This is a genomic window from Devosia sp. WQ 349K1 (assembly GCF_016595685.1).
Taxonomy (GTDB): Bacteria; Pseudomonadota; Alphaproteobacteria; order Rhizobiales; family Devosiaceae; genus Devosia.
In genome coordinates, this window is record NZ_JAENGO010000006.1 from 142802 (window position 1) to 158729 (window position 15928).

13 protein-coding genes and 1 pseudogene are annotated in these 15928 nt (G+C 58.6%); 5 read left to right on the forward strand and 9 right to left on the reverse strand.

The window, feature by feature from the left end; all coding sequences use genetic code 11:
- Nucleotides 1-77 precede the first annotated feature (77 nt).
- The 3 genes from JHL21_RS13090 to purU all read left to right on the forward strand — a co-directional run bounded on the left by JHL21_RS13090 (nt 78) and on the right by purU (nt 2956).
- Nucleotides 78-959, forward strand: coding sequence for an ABC transporter permease subunit (locus JHL21_RS13090; RefSeq protein ID WP_254082053.1), 882 nt, complete (start codon nt 78-80; stop codon nt 957-959).
- Nucleotide 960: 1 nt separating this feature from the next.
- Nucleotides 961-1776 (forward strand): ABC transporter permease subunit, encoded by an 816-nt coding sequence (locus JHL21_RS13095; RefSeq protein WP_169195593.1) that lies wholly within the window; start codon nt 961-963, stop codon nt 1774-1776.
- Nucleotides 1777-2101: 325 nt separating this feature from the next.
- On the forward strand, nt 2102-2956 hold the full coding sequence (gene purU, locus JHL21_RS13100) for a formyltetrahydrofolate deformylase (protein WP_367948189.1): 855 nt from the start codon (nt 2102-2104) through the stop codon (nt 2954-2956).
- A gap of 216 nt (nt 2957-3172) precedes the next feature.
- On the opposite strand, the gene JHL21_RS13105 is transcribed toward purU, so the two are convergent.
- The 5 genes and pseudogenes from JHL21_RS13105 to JHL21_RS13125 form a co-directional block, all read right to left on the reverse strand.
- On the reverse strand, nt 3173-3613 hold the full coding sequence (locus JHL21_RS13105; RefSeq protein ID WP_200213905.1) for an Rrf2 family transcriptional regulator: 441 nt from the start codon (nt 3611-3613) through the stop codon (nt 3173-3175).
- A 510-nt stretch (nt 3614-4123) separates the two neighbouring features.
- Nucleotides 4124-5914, reverse strand: a pseudogene (locus JHL21_RS13110) (cation:proton antiporter); the annotation flags it as partial.
- A gap of 167 nt (nt 5915-6081) precedes the next feature.
- Nucleotides 6082-7176: an ATP-dependent RecD-like DNA helicase gene (locus JHL21_RS13115; RefSeq protein WP_182394466.1), complete on the reverse strand. Its 1095-nt coding sequence runs from the start codon at nt 7174-7176 to the stop codon at nt 6082-6084.
- Entirely contained in the window at nt 7176-7859 is a 684-nt protein-coding gene (locus JHL21_RS13120) for a fumarylacetoacetate hydrolase family protein (protein ID WP_367948190.1), read from the reverse strand. The genes JHL21_RS13115 and JHL21_RS13120 overlap by 1 nt, the downstream gene beginning before the upstream one ends.
- Nucleotides 7852-8913, reverse strand: a complete 1062-nt coding sequence (locus tag JHL21_RS13125) for an aldo/keto reductase (protein WP_200213910.1) — start codon at nt 8911-8913, stop codon at nt 7852-7854. The genes JHL21_RS13120 and JHL21_RS13125 overlap by 8 nt, the downstream gene beginning before the upstream one ends.
- 104 nt (nt 8914-9017) lie before the next feature.
- Between JHL21_RS13125 and JHL21_RS13130 the strand changes: the two genes are divergently transcribed.
- A complete protein-coding gene (locus JHL21_RS13130; protein ID WP_200213912.1) occupies nt 9018-9941 on the forward strand; it encodes an EamA family transporter in 924 nt (307 codons plus the stop codon).
- 69 nt (nt 9942-10010) lie between these two features.
- The gene (hemN, locus tag JHL21_RS13135; protein ID WP_200213914.1) at nt 10011-11366 is read left to right on the forward strand and encodes an oxygen-independent coproporphyrinogen III oxidase; all 1356 of its coding nucleotides are present in this window, start codon (nt 10011-10013) and stop codon (nt 11364-11366) included.
- A gap of 12 nt (nt 11367-11378) precedes the next feature.
- Here hemN and JHL21_RS13140 read toward each other — a convergent pair whose 3' ends face one another.
- Genes JHL21_RS13140 through JHL21_RS13155 form a run of 4 tightly spaced genes read right to left on the reverse strand, consistent with a single transcriptional unit; the run spans nt 11379 to nt 15902 of the window.
- Nucleotides 11379-13358, reverse strand: coding sequence for a hypothetical protein (locus JHL21_RS13140; RefSeq protein ID WP_200213916.1), 1980 nt, complete (start codon nt 13356-13358; stop codon nt 11379-11381).
- Nucleotides 13355-14500, reverse strand: coding sequence for a chemotaxis response regulator protein-glutamate methylesterase (locus JHL21_RS13145; RefSeq protein WP_200213918.1), 1146 nt, complete (start codon nt 14498-14500; stop codon nt 13355-13357). Before JHL21_RS13145 ends, JHL21_RS13140 begins: the two co-directional genes overlap by 4 nt.
- A complete protein-coding gene (locus JHL21_RS13150) occupies nt 14497-15381 on the reverse strand; it encodes a protein-glutamate O-methyltransferase CheR (RefSeq protein WP_367948191.1) in 885 nt (294 codons plus the stop codon). Before JHL21_RS13150 ends, JHL21_RS13145 begins: the two co-directional genes overlap by 4 nt.
- A 56-nt stretch (nt 15382-15437) precedes the next feature.
- Complete coding sequence (locus JHL21_RS13155; protein WP_200213920.1) at nt 15438-15902, reverse strand: chemotaxis protein CheW; 465 nt, start codon at nt 15900-15902, stop codon at nt 15438-15440.
- Between the last annotated feature and the right edge of the window lie 26 nt (nt 15903-15928).

Consider the following 15928-nt stretch of genomic DNA (forward strand, 5'->3'; position numbering starts at 1 on the left):
CGAGCATGACTTCAGCTCACGAACCAACCATTCCTCCGCCCCGACGGCTAAAACCCTGGAACGCGGTTGAGCGCTCATTGCGTAAAGTAGGCATCACCGGCCGCATGCTGGTGTTGGCCGCTCCTGCGCTTTGGCTGTTCATCTTCTTTCTGGTGCCGCTCGCGGTTGTTTTCGGCATCTCGCTGGCGACCAAGCAGTTCGGCCGCCCGCCCTATTCAGCGCTCCTGAGCACCGAAGACGGCACCGTGCAGCTCACGCTGCATTTGAGCAACTACATCCGGCTTTTCACCGATAATCTTTATATCGCAGCTTACTTGAGCTCGATCCGGATTGCCGCGATCGCAACAGTGATCACTCTATTCGTTGGCTACCCAATGGCTTATGCCATTGCGCGTGCGCCCGACCGGTGGCGCAACATCTTGCTGATGTTGGTGGTTCTGCCGTTCTTCACATCATTCCTGCTGCGTGTTTATGCCCTCTCGGGCTTTATGCGCGGCAATGGCGTCATCAACCAGTTCTTGGGCATGTTCGGCATTCCGCCTCTGGTGATGATGCAGACCGACTTTGCCGTCTATGTCGGCATTGTTTACACCTACCTGCCCTTTATGATCCTGCCGCTCTATACGACGCTGGTGAAGCTCGATAGCTCGCTGTTCGAGGCCGCAGCAGACCTTGGCGCGCGTCCTGTGCTGACCTTCCTCACGGTTACCCTGCCGCTCTCGCTGCCGGGCATTATCGCCGGGTCGATGCTGGTGTTCATTCCAGCCATTGGCGAGTTCGTCATTCCCTCGCTCTTGGGCGGTCCTGAAACACTCATGATCGGCCGCGTGTTGTGGGATGAATTCTTCACCGCCGCCAACTGGCCGCGCGCTGCAGCTGTCGCCTGCGCCATGCTGCTTGTCGTCGTCGTTCCCATCATGCTCCTCCAAAAGGTGCAAAGCTCGATGGTGGAGAAGTAAGATGTTCTCACGTGGATGGTTTTTGCCCATCGCCGCAGCACTTGGCTTCTCCTTCCTTTATGCGCCAATCGTGTCGCTGGTCATCTTCTCGTTCAACGAAAGCAGCCTCGTCACGGTCTGGTCAGGCTTTTCAACCAAGTGGTACTCCGCGCTCTTTAACGACCCGCAGCTCTTGGGCGCTGCTTGGTTGAGCCTACAGATCGCAGCACTTGCAGCAACAATAGCGCTTGTACTCGGCACGCTTGCGGCAGTGGCGCTCGTGCGCTTCCGCCGGTTCAAGGGACGTACACTGTTCTCGGGAATGGTGTCGGCCCCGCTGGTCATGCCGGACGTGATCACGGGCCTGTCGCTGCTTTTGCTCTTCGTGGCCATGGAATCCATGCTGGGTTGGCCGCGCGGGCGCGGGATGATGACCATCGTCATCGCCCACGCCACCTTCTGCACGGCCTATGTCTGCGTTGTGGTTCAATCGCGCCTTGCAGATTTCGACCGAAGCCTTGAAGAAGCCGCGATGGATCTGGGCGCGAGCCCTGTTCGCACCTTCTTTGACGTAACCTTGCCCATCATTGCACCAGCCCTCGTATCGGGTTGGCTTTTGGGCTTCACCCTCTCGCTCGACGATCTTGTGATCGCCAGCTTTGTCTCGGGCCCAGGCTCGTCGACCCTGCCAATGGTGATTTTCTCCAAGGTCCGTCTTGGCGTGTCGCCTGACGTAAATGCGCTTGCGACCATAATAATTGGTATCGTCGCTGCCGGGGTACTGCTGGCAACCTTGCTGCAATTGCGCGGACGGCCCAAGAAAAAGGCCCGTGCGTAACCTCGTTAAAACCCGCTTCCGAGCGGGTTTTTTCTTGGCACATTCGCCCATTACTCGCCGGACTAGACAGAGCAGAACTTTGAGGGCACACTCCTATTATGTTCAACCTGTTATAAGGAGGTGATCCAGTGTCTTTTGAGGTTTTAGTTCTCTCGAGCTCCGGTATTCGTGCAGTGAACGGGAGTGATCTCGGCTAGCACACCTCCGCAGTCCCAGAGACTGATTAACTCAGGAAGGGCCACTCTTAGGGGTGGCCCTTTTTGTTGGGCTTGACGTGGGGGCTTTAGGCATTGATACCCCAATGCAAATATTTTGGAGGCTTGCCGTGTCCTCGGCTAATTTTGTTCTGACCCTATCCTGCATCGACCGTCCGGGCATTGTGGCTGCCGTTACAACAGAACTGGCGGGCCTGAATGCCAATATCGCTGAGAGCAATCAGTTCTGGGATAAGGAAACCGGTCGCTTCTTTATGCGCATCGCCTTTACCGCACCGGATGGGCTGAGCCGCGAAGCTATTGAAAATGCGTTAAAATCCCCAATCGCTCGCTTTGATATGCAGACCGCGTTGAGCGATGAGAGCATTCGCAAGCGCATCGTGATCATGGTTTCAAAGTTCGACCACACGCTCCTACACCTGCTCTACCAGATCCGTGTTGGCTGGCTGAATGCGGATGTTGCAGCGATCGTCTCGAACCACGAAGAAGCGCGCAAAATTGCAGAAGATGCAGGGATTCCATACCATTACCTGCCGGTGACCAAAGAAACCAAGGCCGACCAAGAAGCCAAGGTGCTTGAGATTGTGCGCGACAGTGGCGCTGACCTCGTCGTGCTCGCGCGCTATATGCAGGTGCTGTCGGACAAGCTCTCAACCCGCCTTTTCGGTCAGGTCATCAACATCCACCACTCCTTCCTACCGAGCTTTAAGGGCGCTAAGCCCTACCACCAAGCGCATGAGCGTGGCGTAAAAATCATAGGCGCAACAGCGCATTACGTCACTCCAGACCTCGATGAGGGTCCCATTATCGAGCAGGAGACTGCCCGTGTGACCCATGCCCTGAGCGCTGATGATCTGGTGGCCGCTGGCCGCGATATCGAAAGCCGGGTTCTGGCGCGTGCGGTGAAATTCCATTTGGAAAACCGCGTGATGCTCAATGGTCGTAAAACGGTTGTATTTGGCTGATTGGTTCGGCCTTTAGCCGGAGCGTCACGCCATAACTACCGATACAACCACACTAATTATCCTGGCCGCAGCGGGTATCGCTGCGGCTTGGCTCATTTTATCAGTGTTCAAGCATCTCTTGGGCATTCTGGCGATAGCGGCTTTGGCCGCCATTGCGTTTGTCGTGGTGACACGGCCTGAACTCATTGATTTCGCAAAGAGTTTTCTCGCGGGCCGTTAGGCCACAGCGTCGATTTCGATATCAGCCAGGTGGAGCGAGTCCGCAAGGCTCGTCCGGTCCAGCACAGCACGGGTTGCCAGTGTAACACGTTCAAAAACATGACGAATTTCGCAGGACGCTTCATCCTGACAATCAACGCACTTGCGATAGGCGATCTTTGAAAGGCAGGGGAGCGGGGCGATTGGACCATCGATCAACCTTAGGACTTCTCCGTAGGTAATCTCCGATGGCGCGCGCACAAGACCGTATCCGCCCATGCGTCCGCGGCGGCTGGTGACGATGCCAGCCCGTTTTAATTCCAAGAGAATTTGCTCCAGGAACTTTTTTGGGATGGCCTGATCGCGGGAGATTTCGCCGATCATGCGGGTCTCGCCCGGAGCGGTACGGGCGAGAGCAACCAGAGCGCGCAAGGCGTATTTGGCCTTTTGAGAAATCATAATGCGCGCCGGGCCTTATCAGTCTTTGGTCTCTGGTTTAACCACCGGCACGTCATCATTCGTCGAGGTCTCCTCGGAACCTTCAGATGCAGTTGCATCCTCTGGTGAAGCCTCCTCCGTCGCGACGGGTTCGTCAACCGTTTCGATCACGGTTATTTCAGCAGGCGGTAAACGAGGGGCCTCTGATGGGCCTATTTGTGGCACTCTGCCGGCACTTATGGGCTCCACAATGGTCAAAACTTCGATTTCGATGGGCGCCGGACGATTTTGTGCCACTTGCTCTGACGCTTCGACCTCGACCGCCTCCTCAGCTGCCGATACGAGCACCGTTTCAGCGGTGGTTTCGTCATCGACAAGCGGCTCAATTCTATCGGCATCGCGATGCGGCTCTTGAGCGTCTTCTGATGCCGGAGCCACAGTTGGCAGCTCGTCCTCACCGAGGGCCGCGTATTTGAGCACGGCGGAATGTGCTTCCTTCATCGGTGCCTTGGTAATGGCGCCTGCGGCGCGCAGCACATCCAAAAAGCCCCGACCAATTTCGCGTTCGCCGCGAATGATCGTGCTGGCCCCCAACCCGCGCAGAAAACTCTCTTCTTCATCGGAATAGGCGCGGGCGATGATCTGGATACTTGGGTTGAGCTTTGCGGAGCTCTCGCAAACACTGCCCGCTTCAAAGGCGTTGGAAATGGCGACAAGCAGCGTTTTGGCTTGTGCGAGATTGGCGAGCTTCAACACGTCTTGGTGCGCCGCATTCCCGACCACCACTTCAAAGCCTTCGCTACGCGCGGCAGCGACGTCGTGATCAGAATCCTCGATTACGACCACGTCACCACCCTCGGCCTTGATGCCTTGGGCGATCACGCGCCCCACTTCGCCGTAACCAACCAGAACGGTGTGCTCGGTTTGAGTGGATGGCTCTGCCGTATCGTCGTCAGCGCCAAGCGCTGCGCGATCAAGGCCAGCGGCGGTTGGGATGTCGGTTGTCGCGGGGCGTGTTGCAGCCAAAGAGGGCTCATGACGTCCGGAAGCTGGGACACTGGACTTGTCTTCGCCCAACGGCTTGCCAAAGCGCGCCTCAAGCTTAGGACGAATAAGATCGTTAGCCCAGAAAGCCACGGGATTGAGCAGAATGGAAATCAGCGCGCCCGCAAGAATAAGGTCTTTCGCCTCGGTGGGGAGAATGGCCAGAGCCACGCCCATGCTGGCAAGAATGAAGGAGAACTCACCAATTTGCGCCAGCGAGGCCGAAATGGTGAGGGCAGTGCCGACGGGGCGACGGAACAGCAGCACGATCCCGAAGGCGGCAAGAGATTTGCCCACCATAATGATAAAAACGGTGGCGAGAACCTGGAACGGCTGCGCCAAAAGGATGGCCGGGTCGAACAGCATGCCGACCGAGACAAAGAAGAGCACCGAGAACGCGTCGCGTAGCGGCAAGGTTTCGTTGGCAGCGCGGTGAGAAAGCTCGCTCTCAGCCAAGATCATTCCCGCGAAGAAGGCCCCAAGCGCCAGTGACACGCCAAAGAGCATGGCCGAGCCGAGGGCAACACCCAAGGCAATCGCCAACACGGCGAGACGGAACAACTCGCGGCTGCCGGTGTGGGCCGTGGTGTGCAGCGCCCAAGGGATAATGCGCCGACCCACGACAAGCATGAAGCCAACGAAAGCTGCCACCTTGATAAGGGTCAGGACGAGCACGCCCCAGATGCCGATATCAACGCCCAGAATACGGGTAACGAAGGAGACGAAGGGATCGTGCACGCCCGTTGTCGTGCCGCTCACACTGGCGATAGCGGGAACCAACACCAGGGCGAGAACCATCGCCAGATCTTCGACAATCAACCAGCCAACAGCAATCCGCCCGCGTTCGCTTTCCAGCAAGCGCCGATCTTGCAGCGCCTTAAGCAGCACGACGGTGGACGCCACGGACAGCGCCAAGCCAAAGAGCAGGGCCGCGCCAAGGCTCCAGCCTAAGAGAAGGCCCAAGCCCGCACCCAGAACCGTGGCCGAGGCGATCTGCACGACAGCGCCGGGAATGGCGATATTGCGGACACTCATCAGGTCTTTGAGAGAGAAATGGAGGCCAACCCCGAACATGAGGAGGATGACGCCCATTTCGGCCAGTTCGGCACCGATTTTCTGATCGGCAACAAAGCCGGGCGTGAAGGGACCGACGAGAATACCGGCGAACAAATAGCCCACCAAAGGGGGCATTTTGAACCGGTTGGCGATCATGCCGAAGATATAGGCTAGCACCAAACCCGCTACGATCGTCGTGATCAATGGGGACTCGTGGTGCATCTGCGCCTCCGGCTTTTCGCGATTTCAAAGTTCACAATGAGGGATCAAAACCTCAAGTTCAAGCGAGCATCGGCCCGAGGCGATACGCGCGGGCAAGCTTAGGCCCTGCCCCCATAGATGCGGAAAACATGACTGAACTTTGACTCTGGCGCGGCCGAATGGCGACCTTAGCCGCTGACGATGGTTATCTTTTCAGCGGCCCGGGTAATCGCCGTATACAGCCAGCGCGCGCGTTCCTCGCGGAAGACATGGCTTTCATCGAAGAGATAGACATTGTCCCACTGGCTGCCCTGCGCCTTATGGACGGTGAGGCAATAGCCAAAGGTGAACTCGTCAAACTGGCGGCGCTCGGTCCACGCCATAGCGTCTTCCTCACCCGCAAAGAACGCCTTGTGCGTGAGGACCTTCGCCTCGCCCTTGCCTTCATCATCAACGAGGAGAAGCGTCCACTTGCCAGCGTTGCGCTTCCAAGCTTCCGAGACGATCCAGATTTGACCGTTGAGGAGGCGTTTGCGCGGATTGTTGCGCAGGCACACCATTCGGTCGCCAAGGACGGGCTCATGGAAGGGCAGGCCCTTCAGCTCGCGGATACGATCGTTATAGGTCAGACGCGTTTTATTGCGCCCAACCAGAACCTGATCGGCCTCCATCACCGCGTCACGATCAACCTGAGCACGGGTGACAACGCAGCTCTCGCCATAGGTGCCGTGTTCCAGATAGCCCCCTTCACGGACAGCCATCGAAAGGCGAATGATCGGATTATCTGCGGCCTGACGGTGAATTTCGGTGAGCATGATGTCGGGTTCGACATCGGTAAAAAAGCCTGCGCCCTGCACTGGCGGCAGCTGGAAGGGGTCGCCGAGAACCAAAACCTTGGTGCCGAAGGAGAGAAGATCGATGGCCAATTGCTGATCGACCATCGAAACCTCGTCGATGACGATGAGGTCGGCGTCGGCTGCCCCGCTTTCGGGATCGAGCGCAAAGCGCGGCTCGCCATTATCGTCCGAGACCAGCGTATAGATCAGCGAATGGATGGTTTGCGCGCCCTTGCAACCGCGCTTACGCATGACCATCGCAGCCTTGCCGGTAAACGCTGCATAGCGCACCGAGCGCACGTCTTGCGCTAAGTGCACGGCAAGCGTTGACTTGCCCGTGCCGGCCCAACCAAACAGGCGAAAGACTTGCGGAGCATTTTTGTCCTTAAGCCAATTTGAAACAGCGATAAGTGCTGCGTCCTGCTGAGCAGACCAGACGGGTGGCATTAAATGATCTCCGCTTTGATGGTCCCAAGGCCCGCAATAGCGCCTTCGAGAACATCGCCTTTCACCACCGCTCCAACGCCCGCAGGCGTGCCGGTCATAATCAAATCGCCTGCTTTGAGCGCAATGAATTGGCTGAGATAGGAAATGGTCTCGGGAACGGACCAAATCTGTTCAGACAAATCACCCGATTGGCGCAGCGCGCCATTGACCTTGAGCGTGATGGCACCGGCTTGGAGATGGCCGATTTGCGCTGCGGGCACAACCCGCCCAATTGGCGCAGACTGATCAAAGCCTTTGGCCATTGTCCACGGCCGCCCCTGCTTTTTCGCTTGGGCTTGGAGGTCGCGGCGCGTCATGTCGAGACCCACCGCATAGCCAAACACATGGGTTAGCGCATCGGCCTCAGCAATGTTCTCGCCGTCTTTGCCAATGGCAACAACCAGCTCGACCTCATGATGGAAATCAACGGTTTGCGGCGGATAGGCGATTGGGGCGTCGTCAATGACCACGGCATCCGCTGGCTTTTCAAAGAAGAAGGGCGGATCGCGCAGATCATTGCCCATCTCTTTGACGTGCTCAGCGTAGTTACGGCCCACGCAGTAAACGCGGCGCACCGGAAAAAAGCGCCCATCGGCTACAGGCACAAGCACCGGCTGCGGCGCGGCAAAAACCAGATCAACCACGCTTGAGCTCCTCAGCATAGGGGCGAATAAGCCCCCAATCGGCGGGGCCCAGTCGATCCTGCGCTGTAAAGCTTTGATGCCAATAAGGATAGAGCAGCGGCGGTTGGCTAGCCTTATCGAGCCGCGCTCGTTCTTCGCTCGAGAGGGTGAGCTTTGCGGCGGCGATATTGTCGGCAAATTGGGCTTCGTTGCGACCGCCAATGATCACCGAGGTGACGCCGGGACGGCCTAGCAGCCAAGCCAACGCCACTTGCGCCCCGGAGACGCCGCGCTGTTCGGCGATTTCAATGAGCACGTCGATGATGGAATAGAGCTTTTCCCAATCGTAAACCGGAGGCTCGCGGAAACCGCCGACATGACGACCACTTTCCGGGCCTCCATCGCGACGATATTTGCCCGAGAGCAGGCCGCCCGCCAGCGGGGACCACACGAGAATGCCAAGGCCCTGATCGTGCGAAACAGGGACCAGTTCATATTCGGCATCGCGCGAATGCAGCGAGTAGTGAATTTGCTGGGACACAAAGCGTTCGCTGCCGCGCTTTTCGCTGGCCATGAGCGCTTTCATGATGTGCCAGCCGGAATAGTTCGAACAGCCGATGTAGCGAACATGACCGTGGCGCACGAGCGTATCCAGTGCCTCCATGGTTTCCTCGATGGGGGTCAGCCCGTCCCACTCATGGACCTGATAGAGGTCAATGTAATCGGTCTTGAGCCGTTTCAGGCTCGCCTTGCACTGCTCGATAATGTGGTGGCGCGACAGCCCGGCCTGATTGGGCCCATCGCCCATTTTGAAGCGCACCTTGGTGGCGACAAGCGCCTTGTCGCGCCGACCATTCTGCGCGAGCACTTCGCCCAAGATTTCTTCGGAGACGCCAGCATTATAGACATTGGCTGTGTCGTAGAGATTGATCCCCGCGTCGAGGCACATGTCCACTTGCCGCGCGGCGGCATTGACGTCGGCATGGCCAATCTTTTCGCTACCGCCGAAAGTCATTGTGCCCATGGTCATAACCGAGACCTTGAGGCCTGATCGGCCCAGTTGACGATATTCCATGAGCATTCCTCCTTTGTTCTCCTCTTAACAGGGCTAAAGACTGGAGCGGCTGCGGTCAATCGGTTGGGTGGCGTTTCTCGCAAGGGTGAGCGCGAGGGCAGACCATGACGCGGCAAAGTTTCAATGCTAGAGCTGTTCGTCACCTCGTCTTAGGCAGTGTTGTGCGGCCCAATTCCATCGCTCTCCCGGTACTTCTCGTCGCGCTCGGCATGGCCTTTACCCAAACCGGGGCCAGCTTTGCCAAAATGCTGTTTCCGCTGGTGGGCGCGCCGGGGGCAACGGCGCTGCGGCTGACCATTGCCGCCGTTGTTCTCATCGCCATTTTCCGCCCCTGGCGGTTTAAGCTCGATGGGAAACAGTGGCGGGCGGTTCTGCTTTATGGCGTTTCCATGGGCGCGATGAACCTCTTCTTCTACGCGGCGCTGGAACACATTCCGCTGGGGTTGGCGGTTGCCCTCGAGTTCACCGGGCCACTGGCGGTCGCGCTTTTTGGCGCGCGAAAGCCACTCGATTTCTTCTGGATCGTTTTGGCGCTGATCGGTTTTGGTTCGCTAATTCCCTGGGGCGGAAGCGGTGACGATATTTCGATTATTGGGGTGTTGCTCGCTCTGGCAGCAGGCGCGTGTTGGGCGGGCTATATTGTCTTTGGGCAGCGGGCGGGGACCGGCGGCGGGCCCCATATTGCAGCACTCGGTGTTGGCACGGCCGCGATCATCGCCCTGCCCTTTGGACTTATGACGGCGGGGCCGGCGCTGTTTGAAGTCTCGATCCTGCCGCTCGCTATCACTGTGGCGCTGATGTCGAGCGCTATTCCCTATGCGCTTGATATGGTGGCCCTGCCCCATATTCCAGCGCGGCTCTTTGGGATTTTGATGAGCGGGCAACCCGCTTTGGCGGCAATCTCGGGGCTGGTTATCTTGGGCGAGCGGTTGAGCGTTTTGCAGACCATCGGCATGGTGGCGATTATGGCGGCGTCAATTGGGGCGACGCTGACCATTGCCCGCGCGAAAAACCGCGAAAACATTTGATCCCAATCAAATGGCGACGGGCGATGGAGCGCTAATAACGGGTCAATGATATTGGCCCGGAGCCTTCCCATGGCGCTGACGACCGCACAATTGGTGGATCGCTATTCCGCCCCTGTTCCGCGTTACACAAGCTATCCCACCGCGCCGCATTTTCATGGCAGCATCACAGGCGAAATCTATGCGCAATGGCTCAAGGCATTGCCAGAAGACGCAACGCTCTCGCTTTACTTTCATATCCCCTATTGTGATCGGCTCTGTTGGTTCTGCGGCTGCCACACCAAGCACACGCTGCGCTATGAGCCGGTGGCGGACTATCTCCTTGCGCTTTACGCGGAGATGGATTGGGTTTCGCGCCAGCTTGAGGGGCGTGGAATTGTTACGGCGATCCACCTCGGGGGCGGTTCGCCAACCTTGCTCAAGCCCGCCGATCTCCTCGCGCTAAAACGCAAGATTGCGGACGGCTTTACACTCAGCCCCGCGGCGGAGATTAGCATTGAGATTGACCCCAATGATCTCGATGAGGGGCGGTTTGACGCTTTTGCAGAGTTTGGGCTGACGCGGGCCAGCATCGGCGTGCAAGATTTTGACATCACCGTGCAAAAGGCGATCAATCGGCTGCAAAGCTATGAGCAGACCGCGGCCGTGGTACAGGCGGTGCGCAGCCGGGGCGTGCGTTCGGTCAATCTCGATCTCGTCTATGGATTGCCGCACCAAACGCTTTCGGCGCTGGAAAAGACCGTCGCCAAGGCGCTGCTGATGGAGCCAGATCGCTGCGCGCTCTTTGGCTATGCGCATGTGCCTTGGATGAAGCCGCATCAAAAGATGATCGACGAAGCGACATTGCCCGGCCGGCATAGTCGGTTTCAGCAAGCACAGCGCGCAGCGGAAATGTTTACCTGGGCGGGCTATCGCCCGATTGGCTTTGATCACTTTGCCCGGCCCGGCGATAGCCTCGCCATTGCTGCCGAGAACGGCACGCTCAAGCGCAATTTTCAGGGCTATACCGATGATGCGGCCGATGCGCTTATCGGCTTCGGGGCTTCGGCGATCGGGCAGTTTCCGCAGGGCTATGTGCAAAACATTGTGGCGACCGCGGACTACAAACGCCGGGTGCATGAGGGCAAGCCGGCCACTGGTAAAGGCGTGGCGCTGACACAAGAGGATCGCCTCCATCGCCACGCTATTGAGCGGCTGCTCTGCGCCTTTGCCTTGCGGCCGGAGGATTTTCACGAGTTTGGACGGGCGGGCGCAAATCTTTTTGAGAGCGCCGTGCTGATGGCCGAAAGCGACAGCGACGGGCTGCTCACGCTTTCGGGCAATTCAGTGGTCGTCACCGATACGGGCCGACCATTCGTGCGGGCCATAGCGGCGCGGTTTGACCAATATCTGACCCTCGGAACGGCCCGACATTCGCTGTCGGTCTAGGCAAGGGATAGCTTAAAAGAAGATGTCGTCGAGATCGTCGGCATCTTTTTTCTTGGGCTCAGGGTCCGTCACGCTGACTTCGGGCGCTTCGCTCAAGAGCTCAAAGCCGTCAATGTCGCTGGTTGGGCTGGCCACAATTGGCTCTGGCTCGGTGCCGAAATCATCAAAGACGACATCCTCTTCCGCAGGAACTTCCACAGCGGCAGGGGGTTCGGCTTCAAAGAGATCGAAATCGCCTAGGTCAGAGCTTTCAGAAGCCGGGGCATCGGGTTCATCAAAGCCGAAGAAAATGCCGTCATCGGCTGCGGCAGTGGCCGCGACGACAGGGGCTCCGACCAGACGATCATGGATCTGACGCTCCGCTTCCATGGTGTAGAGTTTGCGCAGCTTGGCAAAGATCGGCTTGAGAGCGTCAGGCAAATGCTCTGGCGTGTCTTCGCCGCGCAAAGCCTCAATTTCCGCCTTGATGGCATCGAGCCGTTCAACGAGACGGGTCTGCCCTTCGAGCCCGCGCTCGGCCGCTTCGAGCAGGCGAATAACGCGCGGAGCGTCGGAGTTAAGCTGTTTGAGCGCGACCGAGATGCGCTGATCAAGCTCAAGCAGGATCGCCAATGCCGCCTTGGCCCGCCGCTCCAATTCCCCCACCGGGCCATCAGCGCTTTGCGCTTCGGCGTCGTGGAGCTTGCTGGCAAATTCTGTCGCCTTCGTCAGTTGCTCCATCGCAGCTTGCGCAGCGGTGACTGTTTCGGCGGTCAGCTCACGCAACTGCATGGCGATAATAGTAAGCGGCGCGCCGCGCGGCCCCATCTGGGCACAGCGCACGGCAGTGTTGAGGCTGACAAGATGCATGCTGGCTTCGATTTCCTGAACCGCTTCCACATGCTCGAGGAGCTTGCGCACCAATTCCTGAACGGAAATGGAGGTCGCCTCAAGCTTACCGCGCTCGCCTTCGAAATCGTTGACGGTGGTCACAGCGGTGCCCACCTGCACGTTCAGCGTCGAGATGGCCGAGCCACTGCCCTTGCCATCGCCCTGAAACTCCTTGCTCAAGGAGATGATGATGCTGGCATCAGACACCAGCTCGCGCAGAGCGTTTTGGGCCGCGCTGACCTCATCGGCGAAGGTGTCGATGCAATCGCCAAACAATTCGTCCTGCAAGGCGGCGAGTGCCGCAAGGCAGAGCGGCAGATGCTCTGGCGCGATAGCTTCACCTTCAAAACTGCCAGTTTCGGCTAGGGTTGAGAGCGCGCTCAGCAGTGCCTCGACATGCTCAAGCCTTTGACGCGTGGCGTCGCCCACCTGCAGGGCCATGACAGTGCTGCCAATACGCCCCGTGATCTGCCGACCGACGCGTCCGGTTTCGATACTGGACTCGGCGGCGAGGAACTGATGCTGATTAAGCCCCGTGATGGCCGTGCTGAGGTTCTGCGCCAGTGTGCTCAGCGTGTTGGAATGGGTGCTTTCAAATTCTGAGCGCTGCAGCGACGCCCGGCTCACCTCATCGGCGAGCTGGCGATAGACCTGCGCAAATTCCTGAATGGTTTTGCCCGCCGTATCGGACAGGGTTTTGATGTCGGCGGTGAACACCTCGAAATCATCGTCATTGCCGACAATGCCTGCGGCGGTGACGCGTGCATTGATCGAGACAATGCCCATCATTTTGATAGTGCGGCGCAGGGCATCGATGGGCGAGGAAGCTGCCGTCACCACACCCACGAGGCTATCGAGATCAGTCTTTTCAAAATCAAAGCGCTCGGACAGCGTCAGAGCCCGGCCCGAAACGGCATCGAGATGCTGAACTGCCGCGCCGACTTCCTCGCCCTGCAAGGCGCTGGGCATGGCTTCAAACAATCGGGTGAGCGTATTGAGCAAGCTTGCCCCTTCGCTCAACCGATCGCCAGCGTCGACGAAGGCCGCTTCAATGGCTTCACGCGGTTTGCGCACGTCCTCTACGAGGGCGCGAAGCTGTGCTGGATCAAGCTGAATGGTCATGCGCTGTCTCCAGAGCTGTTGTGAGCATGGGCAAAGGCGGCGATCTCGGCGGCCATGCGATCGAGCGGGCGAATTTTTACCGCCGCGCCGCGCTGCACCGCTTCCTTGGGCATGCCATAGACCACCGAAGTCGCCTCATCTTGCGCGATGGTGGTGCTGCCCATTCCGCGCATTTCGAGAAGGCCGTTTGCGCCGTCGTCGCCCATGCCGGTGAGCAACATGCCCAAGGCATTTTTGCCAGCGGACTGCGCGACCGAGCGGAACAGAACATCGACAGAAGGACGATGGCGCGCGACATGGGGGCCATCATCCAGACGCACGGTGTAGCGCGGGCCATTGCGCACCAAAACCATATGCTGATTGCCCGGAGCGATGAGCACCTGACCGGGCAGAACCACATCGCCATCTTCAGCTTCTTTGACCGTGACGGCGCAGGTGGTGTTGAGGCGGCGCGCAAAGGCGGCGGTGAATTTTGCCGGCATATGTTGGACGATCAGAATGGCCGGACTGGTTTCGGGCAAGGCCTCAAGCACTTCGCGCAGGGCTTCCGTGCCCCCGGTCGAGGCACCAATGGCAATTAGCGGCTCTGTTTGCGGCAAGCGCGCGATAAGATTGGTGCGGCGCAGATCGGTGAGCGGCGGCAAAATCGCGTCTGCCGTCAGCTTGCCTTCGACCTTGATCTGGGCGACCGGGGCCGCAACGCGGCGCTTGGCCGTGCCGGGCATACGGGCATGGGCTGCGGCCTTGGCCGCATCGCAAATGCGCATGCTCGATTCATGCAGGAACTGCGCCGTGTCCATCTGCGGCTTGGCCACAATATCGACGGCGCCCGCTTCCATCGCCTGCAAAAACATGTCCGAGCCGTCTTGCGTCAGGCTCGAGCAAATCACCACCGGAATGGGGCGCTGGGACATGAGTTTGCGCAGGAAGGTCAGCCCATCCATGCGCGGCAATTCGATATCGAGGAAGATGACATCGGGCACTTCATGGCGAATGCGTTCCACCGCCACATAAGGATCGGTTGCCGTCGCCATGACCTCAAGCTCGGGGTCCGAGTTGATGATATCAGAGAGCGCCGTGCGCACCGAGGCGCTGTCGTCGACAACCAGCACGCGAATTTTGGAGGTGGTCAGCTCAGTCATGCAGCTACCGTTGTTTTCTGGAACACCGCAGGGGCGATTTGGTGGAAACCGGCCGAGGTCCCAATCATGGATTCAGAATGGCCCAGAACCAGATACCCACCCGGACGAAGGTGGCTCATCAGCCGTTCTATGACCGCCTGCTGATCGTTTTTCTCAAAATAGATCAGAACGTTGCGCAGGAAGATGATGTCCACGTCACGGTCAACCGGATAGCTGGTTTCCATCAGATTGAGATAGTTGAAGCGCACACGCTGGCGCAGTTCAGGGACGATGCGCACGTCGTTGCGGATCCCATTGCGACGCGAAAACATCAGATATCGGCTTTGCATAGCCTTAGGCACGGGAGCGATTTGCTCTTCTGGATAGATCGCCATCTGGCCAATCTTGAGCACCGAGCGCGACACGTCCGTGGCCAGGATCGCATAGCGGAAGTCTTTGCTTTGAGCTTGCATCTCGGCGAGCACCATAGCGGTTGTGTAAGCCTCGGCTCCCGTTGAGCTTGCCGCGCTCCACACTTTGAGCAGCGGCGAAGCTTCACCCAGCCGCGCCTTGAGGAGCTGCGGGACCATGCGGCTGCGCATCAGCTCGAAATGATCGCTTTCGCGGAAGAAATCGGTCTTGTTGGTCGTTACCGCATCGATGAGATAGGGCAGCTCTTTATCGAGCCCGCCCTGACGGAACAGATAATCGCCATAGGTCCGAACACTCTTGAGCGAGAGCGCGCGCACGCGCTTGCGCAGACGCCCCTCCACCATCGACTGTTTGGCCGGAGGCAAACGAATGCCGATCTGCGACGAAATAATGCTCGCGATGCGGTCATAGTCGACGCTGGTCAGGTGATCGAGGTCACCCACAAGCGATGGAGTGGCGGAGGAATGCAAGGTGAGTTCCGAACAAAAGGAGGCACGACCGGCAGAAATGCCGATCGTGAAAGGGGTCAAAGAGCGTTGGTGGCCGCAGAGACTTCTTTTTTCAGAAGCCGGTCGAGGTCGAGGACAACGACAAATTCGCCTTTGCGCCGACCGACGCCAGCAATGCCGTGATCACTCCAGCCGCTGTTGACTGTTGGCGCAGGATCAAGCGTGTCATCGTCGAGAACGGTGACTTCAAAGACCCGGTCGGTCTTGAGACCGACCGTCATGCTGCCATTGGGCCCTTCCACCGACAGCACGAGAATACGGCTGGTTTCGGTGTCCGCAGCGGCGGGCATGTCCAAGGTCAGACGCAGATCCAGCACCGGGACCGAAGTGCCCCGCACATCAATCATGCCCAACAGATAATGAGGCGCACGCGGCAGGCGTGCGATTGGCCGAAGATCCAGAATTTCCTGCACCTTGCCAACCGGCACGGCGAACACTTCGTCAGCGACGCCTAGGGTAACGTATTGAGATAATTCAGCCATTCGACAATCCAAAGCGCCGCGAAAAC

Coding starts and splice junctions, on each gene's coding strand:
- JHL21_RS13095 (WP_169195593.1), top strand. CDS start 961: ATGTTCTCACGTGGATGGTTTTTGCCCATCGCCGCAGCACTTGGCTTC.
- JHL21_RS13105 (WP_200213905.1), bottom strand. CDS start 3,613: ATGATTTCTCAAAAGGCCAAATACGCCTTGCGCGCTCTGGTTGCTCTC.
- JHL21_RS13115 (WP_182394466.1), bottom strand. CDS start 7,176: ATGCCACCCGTCTGGTCTGCTCAGCAGGACGCAGCACTTATCGCTGTT.
- JHL21_RS13125 (WP_200213910.1), bottom strand. CDS start 8,913: ATGGAATATCGTCAACTGGGCCGATCAGGCCTCAAGGTCTCGGTTATG.
- JHL21_RS13130 (WP_200213912.1), top strand. CDS start 9,018: ATGACGCGGCAAAGTTTCAATGCTAGAGCTGTTCGTCACCTCGTCTTA.
- hemN (WP_200213914.1), top strand. CDS start 10,011: ATGGCGCTGACGACCGCACAATTGGTGGATCGCTATTCCGCCCCTGTT.
- JHL21_RS13140 (WP_200213916.1), bottom strand. CDS start 13,358: ATGACCATTCAGCTTGATCCAGCACAGCTTCGCGCCCTCGTAGAGGAC.
- JHL21_RS13145 (WP_200213918.1), bottom strand. CDS start 14,500: ATGACTGAGCTGACCACCTCCAAAATTCGCGTGCTGGTTGTCGACGAC.
- JHL21_RS13155 (WP_200213920.1), bottom strand. CDS start 15,902: ATGGCTGAATTATCTCAATACGTTACCCTAGGCGTCGCTGACGAAGTG.